Consider the following 25,662-nt stretch of genomic DNA (forward strand, 5'->3'; position numbering starts at 1 on the left):
AAGTAATACATAAAACATGAGCTGGCTACCACCATTTCTGTTTATCGTCGATATAAGTGAATATACGTTCTTCTTTTCCTTTTGTTTTGTTTTTTAGCCACAATAGTGATCCGGATGGTACATTGTCGAATATTAGATAGTTTTCTGTTGCCACTTGGTGTCCTATGGAAATCCATTTATTTTCAAAATAAAATAGTTCATAGAGATTTCCCGGCTCTATCATATTCTGATCATTAATCGGGCAAAATTCAACTCCAGTAAATAAAGATGTATTGTGAGTTCCTAAATCATATCCAAACCAATAGTTCTTTTTGGGTATTCCTGGAGTATTAGTCATTCTAAAAAATGTAGCGTAATCTCCATCCATTCCCCTGTTTAACGAAATCTCGTTAATTCCTTCAGATAAAAGTTTACCAGATAAAACATGCTTTACAGTATCGGATAAAGATGATTTTCCTAGAAATTTTATTTCTGCAAAGTTTGGGTCACTATCTTTTGGAGCAACAAAGCGAATATATCGATGTTTTTTAGGCGTAGAAAAAATGATATATTCTATTCCAGTTGGCAATTTATTGATTTCATATAAAACATCGCTTCGATCAAAATTAGGAGAATTTGAACCTTCAAATTTTCCTCCAAGAAATGGGCTCCACCTGTCGGTCCAGTGGCAAGTAAGCACATGTTTACGATATAATTTAATTTTTACTTTTTTTATTTGATCGGGTTTGAATTCATGTATATTCCCCAAACTATTTATATAAAAAGGAGGAGCAATAGCAATAAAATGTCCTGCTGAGTAAGTTGCAGCAAGGTAGACTACGTTCTTATTTAAATTATTGAGAGAGAGCCTGCCATTAATTGCTTTTGAGATTTGTACTGGTTGCCAACTCTTACCGGCGATAAAGTTACATAAATAAATATTTTGCTGAGTTGATGTAGTAAAAACACGAGATTCGGATAGTCCGTATTGTGCGGATACATCTTCTAAGAATGGATCAATAAATAGGCTTGGAATCTCTTCCTTGCTTTCTTGGATAAAGGTTAAGTGATCTTGTCTTATTGCATATCCGGAGCGAAATACTTTACCTGCTCTTTTTACGGAATCGACATTGTATGCTAATTCTTGTGTGTTATAATTATGTGTTTTTTGATAGAAATGGGAGGCATCTATAACACCATATAACTCCAAGCTCTGTCTATCATTCGTAGGAATAAAAGTAGAGTCATTGCGGATGTAGCAACCCAAGAATGTCCATTGCTTGTGAAATTAGCCCAATATGGTACATAATCATATGCGGCAGGAATACTTAACGCACGCATAACACTTGTCATGTAGAGTGAGCGATCCATGCAGTTTCCTTTCATTATTCTGTCAAGCATCAGTATGTCCATTTGATGAGGATAATCATTTTCCCCTTTCTTGAATTCATCCATTACTTTATTATATATCAAAATGAAGGCTTCTTCCGCTGATTGAATATTAACTATGTATGGTGCATATTTCTTTCTGAGAATTTTTCTCCAATTTGAGATGGGCTCGTTTTGGATCCTATATGGCAAAATGTGTTGACAAAAGGTGGAAAAGTCTATTTGATTACTCCATGGAGTGCTTTTCCATGTGTTGAATCCTTCATCAATATTGTTAATTAAATAGGCAGCAGATAGTGACTGAGCATCTTGTATGTATTGATCTTTTGTAACTTTCAAAGGTTCAGACTGTCTGCTTTTTATTTTTTTCCATAAGGAGTCTTGTACTCCTTTTGTTATTGTACAGGACATTATTGAACATTTGTATTCATCCATAGTGGTTGTGTAGGGGTAGCCATGGGCCATGTTTGTAATAAGGAAGTCTGCGGCTTTGTATTTAATAGAATCTTTTTTATAATAGTCTAATACCTTCTGCAATTCTTCTTTGTTTTCCTTTGCTATTTGATAAATATAATCATACTTAGAAGTACACCCTGCAATTGTAAAAAAGCAGAGGAAACTCAAACTGAATATTATTCCTAAGGTGAGCGTACATCTATATTCTGTTTTCATAGAAAAATAGTGATTATTTTCTTTACAAAGAATGTGATAAATATTGAGGATCACAAGGAATAATCCTTTTTTGTTTCTGACTAAATATGACCGGTCTTTTAAACTAAAGAAAAATGAGTTAAATGTGATCTGGTCCGAAATGGTCCGACTTATTTTTTGACTATCAGTTTTCTATCCTTTATTTTTGACGAGGTGAGAGATAGAAAACAAATTCAGAAGGAGTGAAGCGATGAATTGTTGAGTCTAGCCGAACGCTTTACATCCCTTACTCTTTATTTTTAAAAAAAAGGAGGTAAAGCTTTTTTTTGTTGTATAGCAAATTCGTTTTGTTGATCTGATGAAATGATAAATATAGGTGTTACTTATTAATATTGACATTTAAATAATTTGTATTATGAAAAAGAGTTTTAAAGGAGTTATTTGTGGTATTGTAATCGCATGTTTTATTGGTTTAAATATCTATACTTTACAAAATGAGACTAAATTGTCTGATCTTACATTAGCTAATATAGAAGCTTTGGCAAATAATAGGGAGAGTGGTTATTCTTGCTCAGCTTCTGCAAATTGCTACTACGGTGGTAGGCAGGAGGGGAGTGTTTCATGTACTGGAACAAGCAATTGCTCAAGTGGACATCAGTATGTTATTTGTGATGGGAATATTAGTTATTGTGTCTAAAAATGAATTAGATATATGTATACGATTAAAGGTAAAGTTACTTTTTATTTTCTTGTATTTATCCTTTTAACAACAATATCCTGTGGAGATAAAAAACAAGACGGGTTAGTTCAAGTATTGACTTTAGTTCCTGATACAGTGCTAAATGAACTTAATGATTCAATATTTATTTCTCCACATATAAAATGTATGGCTGTTTCGGCAAATGGTGATATTCATTATACAGATTATGCCGATGGAATGGTTGTTTTGGATACATGCTATAACTTAAAATCTCGCATTGGGACGAGAGGACTAGGACCAGGGGAACTTATAGGTGCTGCTCACTTCTATTTAGGTGAAAATGATTCTATATATATATTAAATGAAGGAAAGCGTGCCATAGAAGTCTTTTCTGGGGGAAATTACAATCACACAATAGATCTTCCGGAAAGTATTTGTTTTACTTTCAATACCCGCTTTTTAGTTCATGGGGGGGATATCTATCATTCTGTTATAGCGAAAGAGGCACCTGTTTTTATGTTTGGTGGATATGAACCGATTTTTTTGTGTTCGTATGCTATATCGGATGATCCTACATTTGGCAGGCATGCTACCAAGCATGTTGTAGAAGGAGATAATTGTTTCTTTTTGATAGGTTGTGCCTATCCTGTATTGCAACAATATTCTATGCAAGGAAAGCTATTGCAAGATTGTGACCTATCCATAGTCCCTGAAATAGAAAAGATGATGGAAGCCTATCAGAACACTTTGCAGAATCCGGGGAGTTATTTTACTATTATACAAGATGCTTATTATACGGATAATCATTTATATGTATTAATCGGAACGCGTAAACAGGATAAATATTTCTGTCATGATGTGGCTGTGCTTTATGCGTCTGAAAGCGAATTGAAGCATATCGCTACTTATCGACTTTCCGAAAATGTATATGACTCTTTTTGTGTTGGAGGAACTAAAATATATGCCCATAATGCATCGAAATCGAGTATCGATATTTTCACATTTTAGAATAAGAAATTACGATAGCTTGCGTAGATATATCGTTTTATCTCTTGTAATGGATTAGCATAATATAAATGCTCATTCCGGGGTGAGGCAGAACTCGAAGAACGAAGCCAGTAACTACTAAATCTTCAGTTGAGAGTGCACAGCAATATTGACTTTTTTTTCATGGATAGTAAAGCATGGAAGTAGTGCATGGAAAATTAGCCTTGTTCTGAATAGTGAAGTGTACAATATTCCATGCAACTATACTAGGTCCGAATTGGTCAGACCTATTTCTTGATTATTTCTCTCTTATCTTTTACATTTGACGAAACAAGTGATAGATGATTTGATATTTATTGGAAACTCACTGTTTTATGAAATATATTTAGAAATAGTATCACTGCTTTGATTTAAAAGAAAATTTATGAGAGAAGGTTACATGTTTTTATTCGGAATTTTTCTTGCATTTTGTTCATGTAAGTCAGATGTTTCTATGCACAGCGACTTAGTAGACATTGTTTCATGCGATAAATTTGAAGATAAGTCGTTTACTCGTGTGGATCAATTGAATGCAGTCTCTTTCAATGATTCTGTGATACAAAATCTGACACGGATAGCATTATTTGATTCCTTATTATTTACGATTGATTCTACAGTAACTTCAGATACATTAGTTCGCTGCTTTTCTACGGTCAATAAGAAATACTTGGGTAGTGTTTTTCTTAAAGGAAATGCCCCTACAGAACTGTTGTCAGCATCAAGTATTAGTGCTTCTGTTGACTCTTTGAGCTTTTGGACTTTTGATATGACAAAATAATTGTGGACAGGCATGGCGTTTGACAAACTGAGTAACCGTTTTCTATTCCAGAGTGCTGAAGATACTGATGTCTTGAATTTACGTAATTCGAATTTGCCAGGTTTGGATAATCCTGTTTGGATTGAGGGTGGATTTGTAATAAGCAGTCTTTCCAAGTATATAGATAGGTTCTTTATCTATGACTCTAATGCCCAATTAGTGAAATCGGTTGTAAACCCCGATTTGATCTTTAAAGAGAATTATAATGAGGGTATCTTGGCGGATATTTTGTCAACAAGGATGTGTGTGACTCCAGATCGGTCGAAAGTTATTTTAGCCGGTCGTTATTTAGATCTGATCGAAATCTATGATTCAAAAGGTAATCTGCAGAAAATGTTGAAAGGTCCGGAAAAAGAATTTGATCTAAAATTTGATACAAAGCGTTCAATTGAAAGATCAACTCTCGTCAAATCAGAAGAAACTAAAAGGGCGTACCTTGCTGTCCAAGCTACGAACAATAACATTTATGCATTATACTCAGGTAAGAATAAGAAAGATAAAGAGCATTATTCTTATTCCAAACTGCTATATGTTTTTTCCTTGAATGGGAATGTAATGGTGAAGTACACACTGGATACACCTAATTATTAGTTTTGCTGTAGATGAAAAGCAAAAAATGATTTATGCTATATCTATTGATGCTGAAGTTGTTTCTTTTGATATATAAAAGATTTGAAAAGCTTAATAACCCTTTATTTGAGATGAATAGAACTGATTTTATTATAAGCAATTGTTACTGGATAATGAACGACTTATACTCCAGATGAATGACGAAATTCAGTTTGCTTATCTGAAACTTGGTGAGCTAATAAAGTTGTTAAAAAAATAAAATTTGGTATTCTTCCTGCATCTTATTATATGTGAATTTGATATGGAGCTGCAAAATGTCTTTTGTAGATATAGTCGTATAAATAGTATTGATGCTGAAATTATGTCTTTTGAAGTATGAAAAACTTTATATATTTAATCGCCTTTTATCTATTATATACTGGTTGTTCAAAAAATGAAGTACAAGTGGCGCTTGATTATGCGGGGACAAACCGTGCGGAACTGGAGAAAGTGCTTGCTTACTATAAAGATCCAAAAGATTCTCTAAAATTAAGAGCAGCATGTTTCCTCATTGCAAATATGCCTTATCATGGATATTTGTGGAGTGAAAGACAGGAGATGTATCGAAAGAAAATTGCTGCTGGAGGAAGAGTATTAGGACGAGGAATTTTGCGTAAATTTTGGGAGGAATCGCAGATGCCGGATGAACAGGAGTTCGTGCTTGATGCGCATTCGCTAACATCTGATTTTCTTATACGAAACATAGAGAGTGCCTTCCGAGTATGGGAGTTGTCTCCTTGGCGTGAGAAGGTTGATTATAATACTTTTTGCCATTATATACTGCCATATCGTTTGGCGGATGAACCGCTATCCATAAGTTGGCGAGATAGTTTAAATTTACACTTTTCTCCAATTATAGAAAAAGAGACAGATATGCAACGAGCATTTGTGTTGATCAGCAAATATGTAAATAAGAAAATGTCGCAATCTAGTGTTGCTTGTCCGCATGTGATGGATATATTATCACTTAATAAATACGGCTATGGCTTTGCGAGATCGATCTTTGCTTTTAGGAAATGCTTTGCGCGCAGTTGGTATACCGGCTGTATATGATTATGTACATTCATGGGCAAACTATAGTGAAGTAGGGCATACATGGATTGCACTTCCTTATCAAGGGAAGACTTATACACTTCTGGATAAAGATTCTGTGCTCCGCACTGGAAATAGAATTGATGCATCAATGTTCAAACCAACTCATATACTTGAATCTGATTATCCTTTTGTGATAGATTCTATAAAGCGAGTCAGCAAAGTTTGGCGTAGTATCTATAGATTCAGTTGGGAGGAAGATCCTAGTTTCTTGAAATATATACCTTGGAATTTAGCCAATCCTTTTAGTGTGGATGTGTCGGATAAGTATGCTTTGACTAGCAGTGTTTCTATTGTATCTCTAACAAAAGCTAAGGTTGCATATCTGTGTACCTTCCGTACAGGCCGCGATTGGCAGCTCGCTGCATGGGCGCCTCGCGAAAGGAATGGTTTTACATTTCGTAATGTTGGCCATTCTATTGTTTATCAACTTGTGGAGCTAAATGCTGGAGTTCTTACTCCTTTAGGATATCCATTCATATTGCGAATTGATGGGCGGAAAGTTATTCTTAAACCGGATCTGCAAACAAAACAAAAAGTATTGTTACATAGAAAATATCCATTTTTTACGCATTGGACCAATCAATGGGGAAAGATGCTTCAAGGACGTTTTGAAGGTAGTCACTCTTCAGATTTCAAACATGCGAAAATATTGTATACCATACGGTCGACCCCGCTTTTTCAGAACATTGTAGAACTTAATACTGATGAAAAATTCAAGTATATACGTTATGTATGTCCTACTGATTGTCGAACGCCTTTGGCTGAAATTGAATTTTGGAGTGATGGACAGCGACTACTAGGAAAAGTAGTCGGTGAAAAAGCTACTGCATTGGAAAACTGTTTTGATAGCGATATGCAGACTTGTCCTAGCTGTAAACAAACAGGTTATTGGGTGGGACTCGCATTAGAATCCCCAAAATATATACAAAAAATAGTCTATTACCCCAAGAATGATGATAATTTCATTCAACTTCGGCAGGAGTATGAGTTGTTGTATTATGATCACAAGTGGATTTCTTTAGGACGTAGAATTGCAACTAATATGTCGCTTGAATATGATAGTGTACCTGAACGGTCTTTGTTACTTTTGAGAAATCGTACAAAAGGAAAAGAAGAACGAATCTTTATTTATGAAGGCGGAAGGCAAGTCTGGATGTAATTCTGTATCTCTTTGTGTACAATATTCCATGTAATTGCTGTTGGTCTAAAATGGTCAGGCTTGTTCTTTGATTATTAGTTTCTTATCCCTTACTTTTGACGAGAAGAGAATTAGTAAACAAATTTTCAAAGAGTAATGGGATAAATGTTGAGTCTTGCCGAGCACTTCATATCCTTTGCTTTTTAACCATCAAAAAGGAGGTAAGGCAAACGCAAAAATCATTTGGCTTTATAACAAATTTGTTTTGTTTATTTATTGAAGAGACAAATTCAGTTTTTTTAATTAAACTATTATTATTATGAGAAAGAAAACGTTAAGTATAGTATTTTTATTTATTATGGCTATAGGCTATGGTATATATGTATCGCAAGACAAAGATAACCTGTCTGATCTTGCTTTGGCTAATATAGAGGCATTAGCAAGTGATTATGAATTACCAGAATTGGAGGTCACATGTAATGGAAAAGGAGGGGTTTGTTGGCGAATCTCAAGAATCGAATGTACAGTGCATAACTGGCCCGATTGTGAGTTCTCTGGTTATCAACACGAATCATGTTTGAGTCCTTGTTAATCTAAATGAAGAGATGAGGCTATTTATTCAACTATTTTTTGTGCTTTAATTTTAAATAAAATGGAAAAATATAATGGGGATAGCCTCATAAAAAAATAATGTATATGAATAAGATAGGACTGATTTTATTATTGGCAATTGTTTACGGATGTTCTCTTAGTAAGCAAAATGTAACTATTGAGATTGAAACCATACCGGTTGCAGTAAATGATATGCTTGCGAACGCTTCTTCCTTCATTGGAAAAATAGAGATAATTCCTCTGGAGACGAATGATTCATCATTAACCCAAATAGGCAAAAAAGTAATTTATAACAGGGAAATGGATATGTATGCACTTTATACTAGGGACCAGATTGTGTTTACGTTCACTGGAGATGGTCGCTTTATTGCTAATTCAAAAAATATGCAAGGGCAAGGTCCTCAAGAGTATAATATGGCACTAGATATAAAATTCAATCCTGATTTAAAAGGAGTTGATCTTTTAGACCCCTATGGTTTAATATATACATATAGTCCTAGCTTCAATCTTATATCTAAGAAAAAGGTCAAATCTGAGTTTGTCCTTAACAAATTTATGGCGTTGAGCCTACATATTATGTTTTCACTTATCCTACTCTGTGGGCAGGTGAAGAGGTTTTGTTCGTAAATATGGATACGAAAGTGACAAAGAATGTGAGGTATAGTGGAACGATTTCTTTAAATTCAATGGACAGAGAGTGCTTTCACAAAGTCGGAAATAATTTCTATTTTATTCCTCCGGGTATTAATTATTATTTTTATCGAGTTGATGAACAGGAGATGAAGCTGACTCCTATTATGTATCTCGATTTTGGAGATGCGGAAATAAAAGATGAAGACTTACCTGGTCGTGCGATTGAAGAAAGAGTTGATTCAGATAAGGAAAGAAAAAAACTGGCAGATGAGGTCGATAAGAGGTGGAATGCTGTGCGAGAGTCTGATTATATTTATCCTTTAATCAAATTTTTCAATGATGATTATGTTTATGTGTATCTAGTTCAGGGAGATAAACGTCCGGGAAATACTTTTATTTTTAACAGAAAATCGAAAGAGTCCTTTTTAACGAAAGATAAAAAACCTATTATGTTCCCTCCTTGCTTTGCTATGTCGATAATGTGCTATTGAGTATTTGTGAACCAGAAGAGGTTCCTGTATCTGTGGATACTAGTTTAATGTCTTTGGAAAATATTGATAAAATGAAGCAATTGAAAGAAGATGATAATCCTGTAATACTAAAATATTACCTAAAATGATTAAGAAAATAATAGGGTTGCTTTGTGTCTTTTTCTTGATGATATCATGTAAAGAAACTGAGAAACAAAGATTTGTTCGTTTGTTAAATGAATGGTTGGGCGAAATAGTCTACTATCCTAGTGGAATGTGTTTTACATCATATTCCAAAGATTCAGTTATAACGAAATGTGATAAATCGATTTTTCCATACACTATACTCAATTATGTGGACTCTACAGGCTGTTTCAGTTGTAGGTTGCAACTTTCAAAGTGGAAAGAACTGATTGCGGAATTTGATTCAATAACTCCACATAAGCTAGATTTTATTTTTATTTTTAATTCTCAAGATGAGAGAGTACTAGCTCGGCTTTTAAAAAGAGAACACTTTACTAATTTTGTTTATATTGATGAGATTGATACATTAAATAAGATAAACCATTTTCCGAAGGATGAGAATTTTCAAACATTCCTTCTTGATAAAGATGACCGAGTTCTAGCTATCGGCAATCCTATTCATAATCCCAAAGTGAAAGAACTATATAAAAAAGTCATTTTAGGAGATGAAACCTTTAAACAAATTCCCCATAAAAATACAACTGTGAAAAAGGATAAATCAGTAGCTAACTTGGGAAGTTTCCCTTCGGAGGAAGAAGTGGTAACCGAATTCACTTTAACTAATACAGGAGATACTCCTTTAGTAGTCGTTGATGTGGTTACTTCTTGTGGATGCACTACTGTAGAATATAGTAGAAAACCGGTGCTACCCGGAAAAGGACTTAAGCTTTCTATTAAATATAAGGCGGACCAACCAGGATATTTTAATAAAAGTGTTAAAGTCTTTTGTAATGCAGAGAAATCGCCTTTACTATTAAACATTACTGGAAATGCGTTAACTGATTAGGAAAGCCTATGAATGAAGTGAGGACAATTCTGCTAAAATGTTGCAATAGCTTGCTGAATCTATCTTTTTGCTTGTGTCTCTTGTTTTTGCTAGCATTAGTTCTGCAAGTATTTTGCTTTACTTCGTTCAAGATACCATCCGATTCTATGGAGCCAACTTTACAAGCGGGTGACAAAATTCTGGTGAATAAAATGGTTATGGGAGCACGTTTATTTAATATTTCTGCTGCTTTAGAAAACAAAGATGTTGCCATTTACAGAGTACCTAGCCTAGATAAATTGCAAAGAAATGATGTTCTGGTTTTCAACTTTCCTTATGAGAAGAAACGAAAAGATAGCATTCGTTTTGATGTGATGCAATATTATGTAAAGCGATGTGTGGCTCTTCCAGGTGATACATTAGAAATTCGGCAAGGTCTTTTTAAAGTTCGTGGTGTGAATGAAATATTAGGAAATGCGAGAGCACAGGGACAAATTTCTGAAATGTTGGCGAAAGATGAGAAAACTATTGTATTAAGAGCATTTCCCCGTGATAAAATAATGGGGTGGACGGTGTTAGAGTTTGGCCCATTACCTGTGCCCAAGCAAGGGCAAGTGGTAAAGATGAATCGTGAGAATGGCTGCTTGTATAAACAATTGCTAGGATGGGAGCAGAAAAGGAAAGTGACCGTAAAGGATGATGCGGTAATGATTGGTGATAGTGTTATAAACGAATATCAGTTTGAAAAGAACTATTATTTTGTAGCAGGAGATAAGGCTGATAACTCTCAGGATTCTCGTTATTGGGGCATGTTGCCTGAAGAGTATATTGTAGGTAAAGCTACATATATTTGGAGTTCTGTAAATAGATATACTGGGCAAGTCCTGTGGGAACGTGTCATGAAAAAAATTAAATAGGCAGAGATACGAACTAAAAGCAATTGGTCCGAAATAGTCAGCCTGTTTTTTGTGCAATTACTTTCGTTTCGCCTATTTTTGGAGTCGCCAATTATGATAATTGAACAAATAAAAAAAGATAAATGATCTTACGTGCTAAACATATTGCTTATGTATTCTTCTTTATGCTTTTTGTGATATTAATATCATGTACAGGAGTAAAAAAGGGAGGAGCAGTAGATAATAATAAAGTTGGGATACAGGTGGAGGAAATACAATTTCCTCCACAAAACATATTACAACTAAAGTCATATTATTTATCTTCTCCTACTCATTTGGATTCTATGGATATCCTTATAGGCTATAACTATAGATTACATTCATTAGATTATATAGATCTAAGAACAAAACGAATTACTCAAACTCAACTATCTAGTGACGGTCCTGATGCTCTTACTCGGTTATCGGGGATATATGCTCATACTTTAGATTCGGTATGGTTATCTGATGAATCTCAATCTATTTTTTTAGTAGATTCTACCGGAACAATAAAAAAAACGGTTAGTTTGAGAAAGCATTTGAAAGAAACAGAGCAGTTACTCATTAATACTAATTACGCAATGTATACTTCGCATTTGTATTATAATGCTGTTCGTCAATCATTGATGTTTTTGGTAAAGGACCTATCTTCTAATTCTTTTGGCATAAAAGAGGTCTTTGTGGACAGTGAAAGGAGTGCAATAACTTATGAGCTTTCGCCCTCAAAGATCGTGCCTGATATAAGTGAGGGATATACTTATATGGATGCGCCTAATGTTAATTTTGTTGGTGAGAATATTATATATAACTATCCGATAGAATCTTCTATTTATACGCTTAATATACTTACCAATGAAAATAAAGTGATCACGGCGAAAAGTCGTTATACTTCAAATTTAGTTGAGAAATTTACATTAGCGGAGGATTATGCCGCTTTGGAAAGGCATAGAATTGAGAATCCTCATTTTTATGATGTAATGTATATTCCAAGCGTCAAAATGTATGCGCGTTTGCATATCGATAAACTAGAATTTGATGCGAATAGAGACCTAGAGAAATTGATAAATGATCGAGATTTATATTTGATGCTGTTTAATGAGGCTTTTGAGGTGGTTTGTGAAGTTAAATTGGCTAAGCATCGATATAGCTATTATACAGGGTGGAATGTATTAAGTGATGGTATTGCTCTTTTTGTAGATAATGCACTGGATGAGCAGAATACGACAGATGATTTGAGGATGGATTTAGTTTTTCCAGAATGATAATCTTCGAAAATGGTAAAATACTATATTATTTCTGATGCTAGCGTTTTTATGTAACGATATTAGGACCTGAATTACTTGTTGAATGAAATATTAAATTGATACAAATAGGAATAAAACATATAGGGAATTTGATAATGCTCGTGGGAGTTATCGCTATTCTAGCGGTATTACTTTTGCCCACTTCAACCATCATTGCTGTCGGAGATATGTCATATCAAAAACTATGGTTAGGATATATGTCTGTTGTGTTTATTATTGGTTGTTTGTTTTATTTTAATATGAATGAGAAACAATGTCTCTCTTTTCATTTATTTGTTATATGGGTATTGATTGCATTAGGTGGAATTGAAGCAATTTGGGGTTTGAGGCAACTATATGGTTTGGCTGTTTCAAACCATGCATTGTATGCCCTTACAGGTTCTTTCTACAATCCCGGCCCCTATTCGGGATACTTGGCGATGGTATTTCCGATTTGTTTGCATGAATGGCTGAATGTGAAAAATGTAAGAGAGCGTCGATGGATGCAGCAGGGGAAGTGCTATTTGTCGATAGGAGTGATTTTATTGATTGTTTGTGTACTGCCTGCTGGTATGAGTCGTTCGGCATGGATTGCTGCTACTATTTCGAGTGCATGGGTATATGGAATGCATGCTTCCTGGGGAAGTAGAATAAAGGAGATAGGACGAAAATATAGGGGAAGGGCATTAGCCGCTATTATCACTGGGGGGATTGTATTGTTAATGGCTGGCTATGCCCTTTTCCATTTAAAGGCTGATTCGGCTAGCGGGCGTCTGTTCATGTGGAAAATAAGTGGACTGGCTATTGCCGAAAGCCCTTTGTGGGGCCATGGAAGTGGAACTTTTGCTTCAGTTTACGGAATGGCACAGGAGAGTTATTTTGCTGCCGGAAGCTATACAAAAACGGAAGAGTTGGTGGCAGGAAGTCCGGAATATGCTTTTAACGAATATCTGCAAATAGCGGTGGAATATGGAGTTCCATTCCTTATTCTTATTTTAATGCTGATTGCGTTTTGCCTTTGGAAAGGGATTACTGAACAAAAGATTGGTATCTGTGGTGGCGTGATTTCTGTTTTGGTATTTGCCTTTTCCTCTTATCCGATGCAAATTCCCGGTTTTGCTATAGCTATTTTCTTTTTATTGGCCGCTTGTGTTATAAGTCGTTCCAAAATTTCATTGATATTTTTTAGTTTGATAGTAGCTCTTTTGGGAACTTATTGCTTAAAGAGTAATCAATATGATGCTTGTAAGGAGTGGTTCCGTGTTAAAATGATGTATAATATTGGTGCTTATCAGGCTGCTAAGGAAGAATATGAGGTGCTATATCCTGAGTTGAAAAATAGAGGAGCATTCCTTTTTGAATATGGTCATTGTTTGCATAAATTGAAAGTATATGACTCTTCTATAAGGATGTTGAAAGAAGCGATTCAGTATAGCAGTGATCCGATGATTCTGAATATTATTGGTAAGAACTACCATGCATTGGGTGAGTTTGAAAAGGCTGAGGAATGTTGATACGTTCTACGCATCGTCTTCCGGGACGTATTTATCCGTATTACTTATTGGTGAAGTTGTATACCGAACCGGAATTTCAGAACCTGGAAAAGTTTAAGCAAACAGCTTCTATAGTATTGACAAAAGAACCTAAAGTACAATCAACAGCTATAAAGGAGATGCGAGAAGAGGTACGGAAATTAATAATTGATCATAGCGAACGGTAATATGAGTGAATAGATAATAATGAAATAAAAGATGATAAGATATCTGAGTGAGATGCACTTTGTAAGTTATAATATTAACCATACAGCTTGATTAATGTGTTTTATTTTTTACATTTGCAAATAAACGATTGATGTTAGCTAGTTGACTATACTAAGATAAACAAACATTAAAATATGATGAAACATAAATTTACGTGGCTTTTACTATCTGTAGCCTTAAGTCTGGTAGTTGCCTGTTCTGGCAAAAAGAGTGATGCTGATAAAAAAGAACTAGGAGTTTCTACAGTTCTTCCTGATGGCGATAATAGAGTGAGTGCCCAGATCTTAAAGCGGTGCGACTTCCACCACGAACTGATAAGTAATGGGAAGGTGAATGCGCGCAGTAAAGCTGATCTACGGTTTGAGACAGGTGAAGTCATTGCTCGTATCTACGTAAAAAATGGGGATCGAGTACGTAAAGGCCAAAAGTTGGCAGAGTTGGATCAGTTTCGCCTTGAACAAAAAATGGCTCAAGCGGAAGATGCTTTAGCGAAAGCAAGCTTGGAGTTACAGGATGTTCTGATTGGGCAGGGGTACACATCGGATGATTTTAGTAAAGTACCGGCTGAAACGATGAAGCTTGCCAAGGTGAAAAGTGGTTATGACCAAACAAAATCACAGTATGAGTTGATAAAGAGAGAGCTAGAGCATGCTACGTTGGTAGCTCCTTTTGATGGAATAGTGGCTAACTTATTCGCAAAACCTCATAATCCCGCCAATACGTCTGAGGTGTTTTGTACGGTTATCGACACACGGGGAATGGAAGCGGACTTTACTGTATTAGAGAGCGAATTGTCTTTTATCAAGATGGGAGACAAAGTTTCGGTTACTCCCTATGCCGGCGGTGATTCTTATGAAGGGAGTGTATCCGAAGTCAATCCGTTGGTAGATGTCAATGGGATGGTAAAGGTAAAGGCTGCGGTGAATGGACAAGATAAGTTGTTTAGTGGCATGAATGTGCGAGTGAGTGTACGTCGCTCCTTGGGCGGTCAACTGGTGATACCTAAAACGGCTGTTGTCTTGCGTTCGGGCAAACAGGTCGTGTTTACTCTAAGTAACGACAAAGCTATGTGGAATTATGTACATACAGGATTAGAAAACGCCACCGAGTATGTTGTTTCCGATAAATCGCAGAAAGGGATTGCGGATGGGCTACTTGAAGGTGACACAGTTATTATTACTGGTAATTTGAACTTGGCGCATGAGGCAGAAGTACAAGCTACTATGCATGCCGAATAATGCATTCGGAAGGGTAGGGTAAATAATAAAAAACACTTAAATATTCATGATAAAATTTTTGATTCATCGTCCTATCGCTGTGTTGATGGCATTTACTGCTAGCTTCATTATTGGTTTGGTGACTTATTATACATTGCCCATATCGCTGCTCCCCGATATTGCCATTCCGGAAATAACGGTGCAAGTATCTGCTGCAAACACCTCCGCACGCGAACTGGAGAATACGATTGTTAAACCCTTACGACAACAGCTGATTCAGGTTTCCACACTGAAGGATATACAGAGTGAGTCAAGAGATGGAGCAGGAATTATTCGTCTTTCTTTTGAATATGGCACAAATACCAATCTAGCCTTTATTGAAGTAAATGAAAAGATTGATGCGGCAATGAGCTACTTACCTAAGGATGTATCACGTCCCAAGGTAGTTAAGGCTAGTGCAACAGATATTCCTGTGTTTTATCTGAATTTGACATTGAAGAAAGACAGTGCGTATGGTAGCACCCAGCAACAGTCTTTTCTAGAATTGTGTGAATTTGCCGAATCGGTTATCAAGCGGCGAATAGAACAACTCCCCGAGGTGGCTATGGTTGATGTTACCGGAATATTGGAGCAACAGTTGCAGATTGTGCCGGATAAAGATAAAATGGGCATCATGGGGCTTACTATTGAGGATATTGAATCTGTTCTTTCAACCAACAATGTAGAGCCCGGCAGCATGACGGTTCGTGACGGATACTATGAGTACAACATAAAGTTTTCAACGTTGCTGCGTACAGCGGAGGACGTTGAGAATATCTATCTTCGTAAAGAAGGACGCATTATGCAGCTAAAAGACTTTTGCCGGATACACATTATTCCTGTCAAAGAGCGGGGAATGGCTGTGTCCAATGGTAAACGTGCTGTTACTTTGGCGGTTATCAAGCAGGCTGATGAGAATATGGATCAGATGAAGAAAGCATTGGCGGGGACTATGGGGCATTTCCAGCGGGTGTATCCGGATATTGACTTCAGCATTAGCCGTAATCAAACGGAACTATTAGACTATACAATTTATAACTTAAAAGAAAACCTGTCTCTGGGCTTTCTGTTTATCTGCCTGATTGCTGTCCTTTTTCTGGGTGATGTGAAATCTCCGCTGGTGATCGGTATTAGTATGTTTGTCTCTATCGTGAGTTGCTTCACTCTTTTCTATCTTTTCAATATGTCGCTTAACATCATATCGTTGGCTGGATTAATTCTGGCTTTGGGAATGATGATTGATAGTTCGATAGTGGTTACCGAAAATATATCTCAGTATCGTGAACGAGGCTATTCATTGCGTCGTGCTTGTATAGTTGGTACCAACGAGGTGATTACACCCATGTTGAGTTCTTCGCTGACAACGATTGCCGTCTTTATACCACTGATCTTTATGAGTGGAATTGCCGGTGCTATTTTCTTCGACCAGGCATTTGCTGTCACTGTGGGGTTGATGGTTTCTTACTTTACCGGCATTATATTACTTCCGGTGCTCTATTATTTGGTTTACCGTACCGGAGTCCGTACTCGAAAATGGAGATGGCTTTCTTTTAAGTTCAATAATCCGATAAAGGATCGTACTCTTTTTCGCATGTATGATGGAGGTATCGACTGGGTATTTAGTCATAAGACACTGAGTGTGCTCTTTTGTCTTATTTCCGTCCCCTTCTGTGTCTTTTTCTTCTTTTTTATTGATAAGGAGCGAATGCCTACTGTGGAGGAGAGTGAACTCATGGTACGGATTGATTGGAATGAGAATATTCACGTAGATGAAAACAAACGACGCATTGATGAACTTTTCAAGGAACTAAGTGCGCAAACACTGGAGCAGACGGCGTCCATCGGACATCAAGACTTTATATTAAACAGAGAGAGGGAACTTTCATCTTCGGAAGCTGAACTGTATTTTCGTACGGAGACTTCCAAAGAGATTGCACCTCTAAAACAGAAAGTGCACCAAAAACTGACAGATTCCTATCCGAATGCTGTAGTCTCATTCTTCCCACCTGAAACGGTATTTGAAAAGCTTTTTGTAACCGGTGAGCCGGATGTGGTTGCCGAGTTTTATGCACGTGATAAGACAGAAGCACCTCGGGCAGAGGCTATTCGGAAAGTCGAGCTTGAGTTAGGTCAACGAGCGGGAGTTGTTCCTATCGGTATTGCTTTTGAAAACCAGTTGAACTTGAGTATCAACAAAGAGAAGTTACTGCTTTATCGCATATCCTATAATGAGTTATATCGGATGTTGAAAACAGCTTTTCGCGAAAACAGTGTAACCATGTTGCACTCTTACCAACAGTATTTACCGATCAGTGTAGCCGGTGATGAGAAAACGGTGAATGATGTGTTGCAGGAAACGCTGATACAAACCCTACCCGATAATAAGGGCGAAATAGCGTATGTTCCTCTTCGTGAGTTAATCACCGTAGCCCCTACGGAGGATTTGAAAAGTATTACTGCCGGTCGTAACGGCGAATATGTTCCATTTCATTTTTATGGAGTGAAACATGCCGAAGAACTGATAAAAGAAGCAAAACAAGTCGCGCAAGATACCGGTGACTGGGATACGGGATTTTCGGGAAGCTTCTTTTCTAACAAAGAGATGCTCGACGAACTAGTTATCATTCTGCTAGTTTCTTTGCTATTGATGTACTTCATTCTAGCTGCTCAGTTTGAAAGCTTCCTCCAACCGTTGCTGGTCTTAGTCGAAATCCCGATAGACGTTGCTTTTGCGCTGATGTTACTTTGGCTATGCGGATATACATTGAATCTGATGTCGGCTATCGGCTTAATTGTCACGTGCGGTATTGTGATTAACGACTCCATCTTGAAACTGGATGCGATCAATGAACTGCGTAAATCCGGTATGCCTCTTGTCGAGTCTATTCATGAGGCGGGGCGTCGACGTTTGCGTCCCATTATCATGACGTCACTTACAACCGTTTTTGCTATGGTTCCACTCTTGTTCTCTTCCGACCTCGGATCAGAATTGCAGAAACCACTATCTGTGGCAATGATTGGTACCATGCTGGTCGGCACTGCGGTGAGCCTGTTCATTGTACCCTTACTTTATTGGTTTATTTATCGGAAAAAACACGCTTAGATATGAATAAATTCTATTATTATGTCGCATTGTTGGCAATAGCATGGGGAGTTAATCTTTCCGCACAGGCACAAAAACGGCTGACATTAGACTTGAGTCGAACGATTAGTCTGGCTAATGATAGTTCACTAGAGTCTTTTCGTACGCAAAATATGTATCTATCCGGTTATTGGCAATACCGAACATATCGTGCCAATCGCTTGCCGAGCTTGACATTAGATATGACGCCGGCTCAATACAATCGGGATATAACCAAGCGCTATGATTCGGGACAGAACCTGGATGTCTATCGCAGACAGCAGTCCTATTATGCTTATGGAGGTTTAAGTGTACGGCAGAATCTCGATTTAACCGGAGGTACTTTCTATCTGGAATCCAACTTAGCCTATATGCGCAATTTTGGAGATAATCGCACGACTCAGTTTACCAGTGTACCTATACGTATCGGATATTCGCAAAGCCTGGTTGGTTACAACTCTTTTCAATGGGAGAGAAAGATCGAGCCGTTGAAATACGAACGAGTGAAAAAGGAATTTCTTTATAATGTAGAGAAAGTATCGGAAACAGCTACGACTTACTTCTTTTCCTTGGCTATGGCACAAGCAGAATATAAACTGGCTCGAGAGAATCTTAGCTCTACCGATACATTGTATCGCATCGGAGAACAACGGCATCGGATTGCTGCGATATCTCAGGCGGATCTGTTGACGTTGAAACTGGATCGTGTGAATGCGCAGAACACGTTGCAAAACCGGGCGAGTGATTTAAAACGAGCCATGTTTTCATTGGCTTCTTTCTTGAACCTTGATAAGGATACACAGATTGAGTTGGAACTTCCTTCACATTCGCAAAGTGTTGAAATCCCTGTCGATGAGGCTATTCTGTGGGGAAGAAGCAATAATCCGCAACTACTCGAATTGAAACAAAACATACTGGAGGCGGAGAGGAGCGTGGATAAAACAAAGAAGGAAGCCCGTTTTAATGCCAGTGTGAATGCGAGTATCGGTTTCAATCAAGTGGCCGATAATTTCGGAGATGTATATCATAAACCTATGCAACAAGATCTGATAGCGGTGAGTGTTTCTGTGCCGTTATTGGATTGGGGGGTTAGGAAAGGCAAATATAACATGGCACGCAACAACCTCAATGTGGTGAAGATCTCCTCTCGCCAGAATGAAATCAATATTGAGGAGGAGGTGATTATGACAGTGAGCGATTTTAATATTCAACAACAGCTAATAGCTAGTGCTGAAGAAGCGTTAGACCTTTCTATTCTTGCCTACAATGAAACTAAACAGCGTTTTATTATAGGTAAGGCAGATATTAGCAGTCTGACACTCTCGCTCAATCGCCAGCAACAGGCACAACGCAACTACATTTCTGCTTTGCAAAATTATTGGTTGAATTATTATAAAATCCGACGCCTCACGCTATTTGACTTTGCGACGAACCTATCCTTGTCCGATCGCTTTGATTTTAATGGAGGACATATCATCCGATAGTTAGACGACCCGGGCAAATCTAGGAAGAGATATTCCGGATTTATACACTATATGCAATGAATAAAGAATGAAAATGGATTCGAATATAAAAGGAACTTCAAAAGCCTCTGCATTTACACTAATTGTAGCCTTTATCTGTGTGGCATTGGTTGGGTTAGTTCTTGTTCCGTTGCTACCGGTGAAATTAAATCCGTCACGGAATCTTCCCGGGTTCTCTGTCCACTTTAGCATGCACGGTACTTCGGCACGAGTAGTAGAGATGGAGGCTACCAGCAAATTGGAATCCATGCTTGCCAGAGTCAAAGGAGTTCGGCAGATCTCCTCTACGTCGGGCAATGGGTGGGGCAGTATCAATGTGAATTTAGATAAACATGCCGACTTGGCTGTTGCTCGTTTCGAGGCTTCAGCTATTATCCGACAAACTTGGTCGGAGCTGCCCGATGGAGTTAGCTATCCGTATATCCAGATGAAAAGTTCGGATCAGAAGAGCCAAAAGCCCTTTATATCGTTCACAATTAATGCACCGTCTACGCCTTATCTGATTCAGGAATATGCGGAAGAGCATATCAAGACACGTTTGGCACAAATTCCGGGAATCTATAAGATAAACCTAAGCGGAGCTACTCCGATGGAGTGGCAACTGGAATATGATTACGACCAATTGCAGACCTTAGGCGTAACTACCGGTGAAGTTCAGCAAGCCATCCGATTACATTATCAAAAGGAGTTTCTGGGTACATACGACGTAGAACAGATGTCCGGTGAGAAGGAGTGGATACGATTGGCTTTAGTGCCCGAAAAAAATGACAGGCTCTTTGATGCCGGTCAAATACAAGTTAAAATAAAGGACGGACGGATAATCCGCTTGGATGAATTGGTCAAAGTTTCACGAGCGGAGGAAGAGCCTCAAAGTTATTACCGTATCAACGGTCTGAATTCCATCTATTTGTCTGTTGTTGCTGAAGAATCGGCCAACCAACTGACATTGAGTAAACAAATTACCGATTTTATGGAGTCGTTGCGTGCCACTTTACCCTTCGGATATGAGATTCATACCAGCTATGATGCGACGGAATTTATCGATGCGGAGTTGAGCAAGATCTATCTTCGTACAGGTGCTACGTTGGTGATTCTGCTTTTATTTGTATTGCTGATCACCTTTAGTCCTAAATATCTGTTCTTGATTGTGTGTAGTTTGAGCATCAATATGGCTATCGCTGTTATTTTTTACTATGCATTCGGACTCGAAATGCAACTGTATTCTTTAGCCGGTATTACCGTCTCACTCAATCTGGTGATCGATAACACCATTGTGATGAGTGATCACTATTTGCGTTGTCGTAACCGGAAAGCGTTTATGTCTATACTGGCGGCCACGGTAACCACAATGGGGGCTTTAGTCATCATTTTCTTCCTGGATGAAAAGATACGTCTCAATTTACAAGACTTTGCCGCTGTGGTAATCATCAACTTGGGCGTATCACTACTGGTCGCTTTATTCCTGGTACCGTCTTTGATCGATAAGATGGGAATGGAAAGGCGAAAGTCTTATCTTTCCCGCCTAAGCTCGCGACGGGTACATCTCCGCGTATTTTCGAGGATTGGACACAAAATACGGCGTTTCCCGGTTTACTTCACACGTTTTTACTCATGGTTTATACAAATACTTTGCCGTTGGCGGATAGCGGTTTGCGTATTGTTGTTATTGGCATTTGGATTGCCGGTTTTTCTATTACCGGATAAAATGGGAGGTGAAGGTGCATGGCCAACAATTTATAATCACACGTTAGGAACTTCTACATACAAAGAAAGCATCAAGCCCCTTGTAGATAAAGCGTTAGGAGGTAGCCTGCGACTATTTGTCGAAAAGGTGTATGAGGGTAGTTACTTCAGTCGTAAGGAAGAGGTTGTACTTTATGCCAATGCTAACTTGCCGAACGGAAGTACGTTGGAACAGATGAACACCTTGATCAAACGAATGGAAGCTTATCTGAGTGAGTTTAAAGAGATAAAACAGTTTCAAGCATCCGTTGAGAGTGCGCAGCGAGCAAGCCTTAGTATCTATTTTGATAAAGAGCACCAACAAAGCGGGTTTCCTTATACGCTGAAAGCACGTATTACCAGTAAAGCTTTGCAGTTAGGAGGTGGTAGCTGGAGTGTGTATGGTTTGGAAGATCAGGGTTTTAGTAACGATGTGCGCGAAACTGCGGGATCGTTCCGGGTAAAAATGTATGGCTATAACTATGATGAACTCTATGGTTGGGCTGTGAAGTTGAAGGAAAAGCTATTGACGCATCGACGTATTAAAGAAGTAGCCATCGGATCGAACTTCTCTTGGTGGAAAGACGACTACCGGGAGTTCTACTTTGATTTGGATCGAAGGCGCATGGCAGAGGAGGGAATTGTTGCCGGACAACTATTTGCGGCTCTTCGACCGATATATGGGCGAGATATGAATGTCGGGACGGTAGCTACTGAGAACGGTTCGGAGAAGATTAAACTCACCTCTCGTCAGTCGAACGAGTGGGATGTGTGGGCTATGCAGTATAATGCTCTCCGTATAGGCGGAAGAGATTATAAACTTTCGGAGCTTGCAAAGGTGGAGAAAGGTCAGATGCCTCAAGAGGTATCCAAAGAAAATCAGCAATATCGATTATGTTTGCAGTATGAATATATCGGTTCGTCGGAACAAGGTGATAAATTATTAGAGAAGGATTTGGAAGAACTTAGCGAATTGTTGCCAATGGGGTATACTGCTAAATCGGAAAAGGCCAATTGGCACTGGGGCGGTAAAGGTAATAAGCAGTATTACCTGCTACTAATTGTAATTGCCATCATTTTCTTGATATCGAGTATCCTTTTCAATTCGTTAAAGCAGCCGTTGGCTATTATTTTTGTGATTCCAATATCATATATCGGTGTCTTTCTAACCTTCTATTGGTTCAGGCTGAATTTCGATCAGGGTGGATTCGCCTCATTCATCCTGCTTTGTGGAGTGACGGTGAATGCAAGTATCTACATTCTGAATGAATACAATGCGATTCGGAAGAGACAGCCTCGCCTTGCTTCGGTGAAGGCCTATGTGAAAGCTTGGAATACGAAAATAATTCCTATTTTTCTAACGGTCACTTCTACTATTTTGGGTTTTATACCTTTTATGATAGGGGCTGAAAAGGAAGGGTTCTGGTTCCCATTGGCAGCCGGTACGATTGGAGGATTGATCATGTCGGTTATTGGCGTATTTATTTTCTTGCCGATACTGACTTTGAGAAAGAAAGATGTTTGCCGGCGCAAATAAAATAGGCTTCCTATCCGGCTGAGGCTATAAATCCGACCGACTAGCTTGCAATGAGTTAGTCGGTCGGATTCATCGGAAATCAATTAGATTCCCGTATTATAATTACCAATTGTTTCCTGCATTGCTGTGGTCAACAAGGTTTTCGACTTTTTGCTTATATAAGTTGGCTCCTTCGGCAATGTTCTTTCCGGCTTCATTGGTGCTCATACCGTAAACCACGATAGGAGTTTGCCAGTTCATTCCCGAATGAATTGCGCTCACTTGGTAGGGGCGTAAGAGCTCGTCGGCGGTAAAGCGATTTCTTCCTCCGCTGCGATAGGCTTCATGTTCGGAGCCAGTCGTTGTGACTACGAGTAGGGGCTTTCCTGCTACTGCCGGTGTCTTGGAGAGGAAAGTGAATACTTCGTCTTGCCATCTTTTAAGTAGAGCCGGAGCCGCCATCCAATGAAATGGAAATTGGAAGATGACTGAAGAAGCCTCAGATATGACTTTACTCCATTCGTCGATATCGAAAGCTATTTCCTGATGTTCGTACAGGTTGAACACTGCTACTCCTTCGATGTCTTTCACGGTATCAATCAAAGCTTTGTTGGCCAATGAGTCCTTTAAATTTGGATGGGCCAGTAAGATCACGACTTTTCTTAATTCTTTATTCATACTAATCAAACGTTTGGAATGAAATAACTGCTTAAATGATATAATGTGTAAAAATAGGATTTATTTTTGAAATAAGCCATTTCTTAATTAAAAATAAAAACGAAAGTCTTTGATTTCGAATTTGTACTTTTGCATATTCAATGAATACGTTTGGATAATAAACTTGAAATATGATAGACTTTACTCAATTTCCTTCACCGTGCTATATAATGGACGAAGAATTGCTCCGGAAGAATCTGGGCCTAATTAAAAATGTAGCCGATCGGGCGGAAGTAGAAATAATACTTGCTTTCAAATCATTTGCCATGTGGCGTTCATTCCCTATCTTTCGGGAGTATATCGGGCATTCTACGGCAAGTTCCGTATATGAAGCGCGTTTAGCCTTAGAAGAGTTCGGAAGCAAAGCACACACTTATTCGCCGGCCTATACCGAACAAGATTTCCCGGAGATAATGCGTTGTAGCAGTCACATCACCTTCAATTCTTTCTCGCAATATGAACGTTTCTATCCGAAGGTTGTCACCGAAGGAAGCGGTATCTCTTGTGGAATTCGTGTCAATCCGGAATATTCGGAAGTCGAGACGGAGTTATATAACCCCTGTGCACCTGGAACCCGTTTTGGTATGACGGCCGATCTGCTACCGGAAACTTTGCCGGAAGGCATTCGTGGCTTTCATTGCCATTGTCACTGTGAATCATCTTCGTTCGAACTAGAACGTACGTTGCAACATTTGGAAGAGAAGTTTTCCCGATGGTTTCCGCAAATAGAATGGCTCAATCTGGGTGGAGGACATCTTATGACGCGTGCTGATTATGATACCGAGCATCTGATTAACTTACTCAAAGCACTGAAAGCACGCTATCCGCATTTGAAGATTATCCTCGAACCGGGATCCGCTTTTACTTGGCAAACGGGCGTCTTAACCTCTCAGGTGGTGGATGTTGTAGAGAGTAGGGGAATAAAGACGGCTATTCTGGACGTAAGCTTTACTTGTCACATGCCCGATTGTTTGGAAATGCCTTATCAACCGGTAGTACGCGGTGCTGAAATCGGAGATGAAGGTGCATTTGTTTATCGGCTGGGCGGAAGCTCCTGTTTGAGTGGCGATTATATGGGAATGTGGGGTTTTGATCATGAACTGCAGATTGGTGAGCAACTTGTATTCGAAGACATGATTCACTACACCATAGTAAAGACTAATATGTTTAATGGAATTCATCATCCGGGCATTGCTATGTGGACAAAAGAGGGAAAGGCTGAAATCTTTAAGGAATTCTCTTACGAAGACTATCGGGATCGAATGAGTTGATAATCAAATTGATCGTTTGGCGGTCGTTGAGGCGGATAGAGGCTCTGTGAAAAAAAAAGTGCATAATGTTTGCAGGTTTACAGAAAATGTCTACCTTTGCAACCGCAAACAAAACGCGGAAATAGCTCAGTTGGTAGAGCATAACCTTGCCAAGGTTAGGGTCGCGAGTTCGAGTCTCGTTTTCCGCTCATATTTCTTTGAAATATTGGAATAAATCTTTGCCCAGGTGGCGGAATTGGTAGACGCGCACGTTTCAGGTGCGTGTGTCGCAAGGCATGCAGGTTCGAGTCCTGTTCTGGGCACAGAGATTAAAAACTTTAGGATCTGGAGAGGTGGCGGAATTGGTAGACGCGCTACTTTGAGGGGGTAGTGACAGTTATGTCGTGGGAGTTCGAGTCTCCTTCTCTTCACGGTTCATTAAAGATAAATT

The 25,662-nt window shown here is 38.4% G+C and carries 20 protein-coding genes, 3 tRNA genes and 1 pseudogene; 21 read left to right on the forward strand and 3 right to left on the reverse strand.

The window, feature by feature from the left end; translation table 11 throughout:
• Positions 1-25: 25 nt before the first annotated feature.
• Positions 26-1,189, reverse strand: a complete 1,164-nt coding sequence (locus tag JCM10512_RS00805) for a hypothetical protein (protein ID WP_044159453.1) — start codon at positions 1,187-1,189, stop codon at positions 26-28.
• Positions 1,168-2,040 carry a transglutaminase-like domain-containing protein gene (locus tag JCM10512_RS00810; protein ID WP_044159456.1) on the reverse strand — a complete coding sequence of 291 codons (873 nt, stop codon included), beginning with the start codon at positions 2,038-2,040 and terminating at the stop codon, positions 1,168-1,170. Before JCM10512_RS00810 ends, JCM10512_RS00805 begins: the two co-directional genes overlap by 22 nt.
• 394 nt (positions 2,041-2,434) lie before the next feature.
• Here JCM10512_RS00810 and JCM10512_RS21805 point away from each other — a divergent pair, with 394 nt between their 5' ends.
• The 17 genes and pseudogenes from JCM10512_RS21805 to JCM10512_RS00880 all read left to right on the forward strand — a co-directional run bounded on the left by JCM10512_RS21805 (position 2,435) and on the right by JCM10512_RS00880 (position 23,265).
• Positions 2,435-2,716: an NVEALA domain-containing protein gene (locus JCM10512_RS21805; protein ID WP_081741179.1), complete on the forward strand. Its 282-nt coding sequence runs from the start codon at positions 2,435-2,437 to the stop codon at positions 2,714-2,716.
• A 15-nt stretch (positions 2,717-2,731) separates the two neighbouring features.
• Positions 2,732-3,727: a 6-bladed beta-propeller gene (locus tag JCM10512_RS00815; RefSeq protein WP_044159459.1), complete on the forward strand. Its 996-nt coding sequence runs from the start codon at positions 2,732-2,734 to the stop codon at positions 3,725-3,727.
• Between the two features lie 403 nt (positions 3,728-4,130).
• A complete protein-coding gene (locus tag JCM10512_RS22320; RefSeq protein WP_148298215.1) occupies positions 4,131-4,523 on the forward strand; it encodes a hypothetical protein in 393 nt (130 codons plus the stop codon).
• Between the two features lie 12 nt (positions 4,524-4,535).
• Positions 4,536-5,153, forward strand: a complete 618-nt coding sequence (locus JCM10512_RS00825; RefSeq protein WP_044159466.1) for a BF3164 family lipoprotein — start codon at positions 4,536-4,538, stop codon at positions 5,151-5,153.
• 354 nt (positions 5,154-5,507) lie between these two features.
• The gene (locus JCM10512_RS00830; RefSeq protein WP_044159468.1) at positions 5,508-6,224 is read left to right on the forward strand and encodes a hypothetical protein; all 717 of its coding nucleotides are present in this window, start codon (positions 5,508-5,510) and stop codon (positions 6,222-6,224) included.
• Positions 6,154-7,425 (forward strand): hypothetical protein, encoded by a 1,272-nt coding sequence (locus JCM10512_RS00835; protein ID WP_148298216.1) that lies wholly within the window; start codon positions 6,154-6,156, stop codon positions 7,423-7,425. Before JCM10512_RS00830 ends, JCM10512_RS00835 begins: the two co-directional genes overlap by 71 nt.
• 298 nt (positions 7,426-7,723) lie before the next feature.
• Positions 7,724-7,996, forward strand: a complete 273-nt coding sequence (locus JCM10512_RS21810; RefSeq protein ID WP_081741180.1) for an NVEALA domain-containing protein — start codon at positions 7,724-7,726, stop codon at positions 7,994-7,996.
• Positions 7,997-8,100: 104 nt separating this feature from the next.
• Positions 8,101-8,643 (forward strand): 6-bladed beta-propeller, encoded by a 543-nt coding sequence (locus JCM10512_RS24760; protein WP_369346453.1) that lies wholly within the window; start codon positions 8,101-8,103, stop codon positions 8,641-8,643.
• Between the two features lie 2 nt (positions 8,644-8,645).
• Positions 8,646-9,140 (forward strand): hypothetical protein, encoded by a 495-nt coding sequence (locus tag JCM10512_RS24765; RefSeq protein WP_369346454.1) that lies wholly within the window; start codon positions 8,646-8,648, stop codon positions 9,138-9,140.
• A 124-nt stretch (positions 9,141-9,264) separates the two neighbouring features.
• Positions 9,265-10,149, forward strand: coding sequence for a DUF1573 domain-containing protein (locus JCM10512_RS00845; RefSeq protein WP_148298217.1), 885 nt, complete (start codon positions 9,265-9,267; stop codon positions 10,147-10,149).
• A gap of 8 nt (positions 10,150-10,157) precedes the next feature.
• Positions 10,158-11,045: a signal peptidase I gene (gene lepB, locus JCM10512_RS00850; protein ID WP_044159474.1), complete on the forward strand. Its 888-nt coding sequence runs from the start codon at positions 10,158-10,160 to the stop codon at positions 11,043-11,045.
• Between the two features lie 122 nt (positions 11,046-11,167).
• Positions 11,168-12,325, forward strand: a complete 1,158-nt coding sequence (locus JCM10512_RS00855; RefSeq protein ID WP_044159476.1) for a hypothetical protein — start codon at positions 11,168-11,170, stop codon at positions 12,323-12,325.
• A gap of 137 nt (positions 12,326-12,462) precedes the next feature.
• A pseudogene (locus JCM10512_RS00860) lies at positions 12,463-14,066 on the forward strand (O-antigen ligase family protein).
• Positions 14,067-14,243: 177 nt separating this feature from the next.
• Positions 14,244-15,344: an efflux RND transporter periplasmic adaptor subunit gene (locus tag JCM10512_RS00865; RefSeq protein WP_044159576.1), complete on the forward strand. Its 1,101-nt coding sequence runs from the start codon at positions 14,244-14,246 to the stop codon at positions 15,342-15,344.
• 46 nt (positions 15,345-15,390) lie between these two features.
• On the forward strand, positions 15,391-18,465 hold the full coding sequence (locus JCM10512_RS00870; RefSeq protein WP_044159480.1) for an efflux RND transporter permease subunit: 3,075 nt from the start codon (positions 15,391-15,393) through the stop codon (positions 18,463-18,465).
• 2 nt (positions 18,466-18,467) lie between these two features.
• Positions 18,468-19,967, forward strand: a complete 1,500-nt coding sequence (locus JCM10512_RS00875) for a TolC family protein (protein ID WP_044159483.1) — start codon at positions 18,468-18,470, stop codon at positions 19,965-19,967.
• Between the two features lie 73 nt (positions 19,968-20,040).
• Entirely contained in the window at positions 20,041-23,265 is a 3,225-nt protein-coding gene (locus JCM10512_RS00880) for an efflux RND transporter permease subunit (RefSeq protein ID WP_394354185.1), read from the forward strand.
• Positions 23,266-23,367: 102 nt separating this feature from the next.
• Here JCM10512_RS00880 and JCM10512_RS00885 read toward each other — a convergent pair whose 3' ends face one another.
• Positions 23,368-23,922 (reverse strand): NAD(P)H-dependent oxidoreductase, encoded by a 555-nt coding sequence (locus JCM10512_RS00885; RefSeq protein ID WP_044159486.1) that lies wholly within the window; start codon positions 23,920-23,922, stop codon positions 23,368-23,370.
• A 170-nt stretch (positions 23,923-24,092) separates the two neighbouring features.
• On the opposite strand from JCM10512_RS00885, the gene nspC reads away from it, so the two are divergent.
• The 4 genes from nspC to JCM10512_RS00905 all read left to right on the forward strand — a co-directional run bounded on the left by nspC (position 24,093) and on the right by JCM10512_RS00905 (position 25,642).
• Complete coding sequence (gene nspC / locus JCM10512_RS00890; protein WP_044159489.1) at positions 24,093-25,232, forward strand: carboxynorspermidine decarboxylase; 1,140 nt, start codon at positions 24,093-24,095, stop codon at positions 25,230-25,232.
• Positions 25,233-25,347: 115 nt separating this feature from the next.
• A tRNA-Gly gene (locus JCM10512_RS00895) sits at positions 25,348-25,420 on the forward strand.
• Positions 25,421-25,452: 32 nt separating this feature from the next.
• Positions 25,453-25,534: transfer RNA gene (locus JCM10512_RS00900), tRNA-Leu, on the forward strand.
• Between the two features lie 24 nt (positions 25,535-25,558).
• Positions 25,559-25,642, forward strand: a tRNA-Leu gene (locus JCM10512_RS00905).
• Positions 25,643-25,662 lie beyond the last annotated feature (20 nt).

The organism is Bacteroides reticulotermitis JCM 10512 (assembly GCF_000517545.1).
GTDB lineage: Bacteria > Bacteroidota > Bacteroidia > Bacteroidales > Bacteroidaceae > Bacteroides > Bacteroides reticulotermitis.

Bases quoted from the DNA above. Each gene is read 5' to 3' on its own strand.
- JCM10512_RS00865 (WP_044159576.1), top strand. From the start codon at position 14,244: ATGAAACATAAATTTACGTGGCTTTTACTATCTGTAGCCTTAAGTCTG.
- JCM10512_RS24760 (WP_369346453.1), top strand. From the start codon at position 8,101: ATGAATAAGATAGGACTGATTTTATTATTGGCAATTGTTTACGGATGT.
- JCM10512_RS24765 (WP_369346454.1), top strand. From the start codon at position 8,646: ATGGATACGAAAGTGACAAAGAATGTGAGGTATAGTGGAACGATTTCT.
- JCM10512_RS00870 (WP_044159480.1), top strand. From the start codon at position 15,391: ATGATAAAATTTTTGATTCATCGTCCTATCGCTGTGTTGATGGCATTT.
- JCM10512_RS00815 (WP_044159459.1), top strand. From the start codon at position 2,732: ATGTATACGATTAAAGGTAAAGTTACTTTTTATTTTCTTGTATTTATC.
- JCM10512_RS00885 (WP_044159486.1), bottom strand. From the start codon at position 23,922: ATGAATAAAGAATTAAGAAAAGTCGTGATCTTACTGGCCCATCCAAAT.
- JCM10512_RS00875 (WP_044159483.1), top strand. From the start codon at position 18,468: ATGAATAAATTCTATTATTATGTCGCATTGTTGGCAATAGCATGGGGA.
- JCM10512_RS00880 (WP_394354185.1), top strand. From the start codon at position 20,041: ATGGATTCGAATATAAAAGGAACTTCAAAAGCCTCTGCATTTACACTA.
- JCM10512_RS00855 (WP_044159476.1), top strand. From the start codon at position 11,168: ATGATCTTACGTGCTAAACATATTGCTTATGTATTCTTCTTTATGCTT.
- JCM10512_RS21810 (WP_081741180.1), top strand. From the start codon at position 7,724: ATGAGAAAGAAAACGTTAAGTATAGTATTTTTATTTATTATGGCTATA.
- JCM10512_RS00835 (WP_148298216.1), top strand. From the start codon at position 6,154: ATGGCTTTGCGAGATCGATCTTTGCTTTTAGGAAATGCTTTGCGCGCA.
- JCM10512_RS21805 (WP_081741179.1), top strand. From the start codon at position 2,435: ATGAAAAAGAGTTTTAAAGGAGTTATTTGTGGTATTGTAATCGCATGT.
- JCM10512_RS22320 (WP_148298215.1), top strand. From the start codon at position 4,131: ATGAGAGAAGGTTACATGTTTTTATTCGGAATTTTTCTTGCATTTTGT.
- JCM10512_RS00825 (WP_044159466.1), top strand. From the start codon at position 4,536: ATGGCGTTTGACAAACTGAGTAACCGTTTTCTATTCCAGAGTGCTGAA.
- JCM10512_RS00810 (WP_044159456.1), bottom strand. From the start codon at position 2,040: ATGAAAACAGAATATAGATGTACGCTCACCTTAGGAATAATATTCAGT.
- JCM10512_RS00830 (WP_044159468.1), top strand. From the start codon at position 5,508: ATGAAAAACTTTATATATTTAATCGCCTTTTATCTATTATATACTGGT.
- JCM10512_RS00845 (WP_148298217.1), top strand. From the start codon at position 9,265: ATGATTAAGAAAATAATAGGGTTGCTTTGTGTCTTTTTCTTGATGATA.
- nspC (WP_044159489.1), top strand. From the start codon at position 24,093: ATGATAGACTTTACTCAATTTCCTTCACCGTGCTATATAATGGACGAA.
- lepB (WP_044159474.1), top strand. From the start codon at position 10,158: ATGAATGAAGTGAGGACAATTCTGCTAAAATGTTGCAATAGCTTGCTG.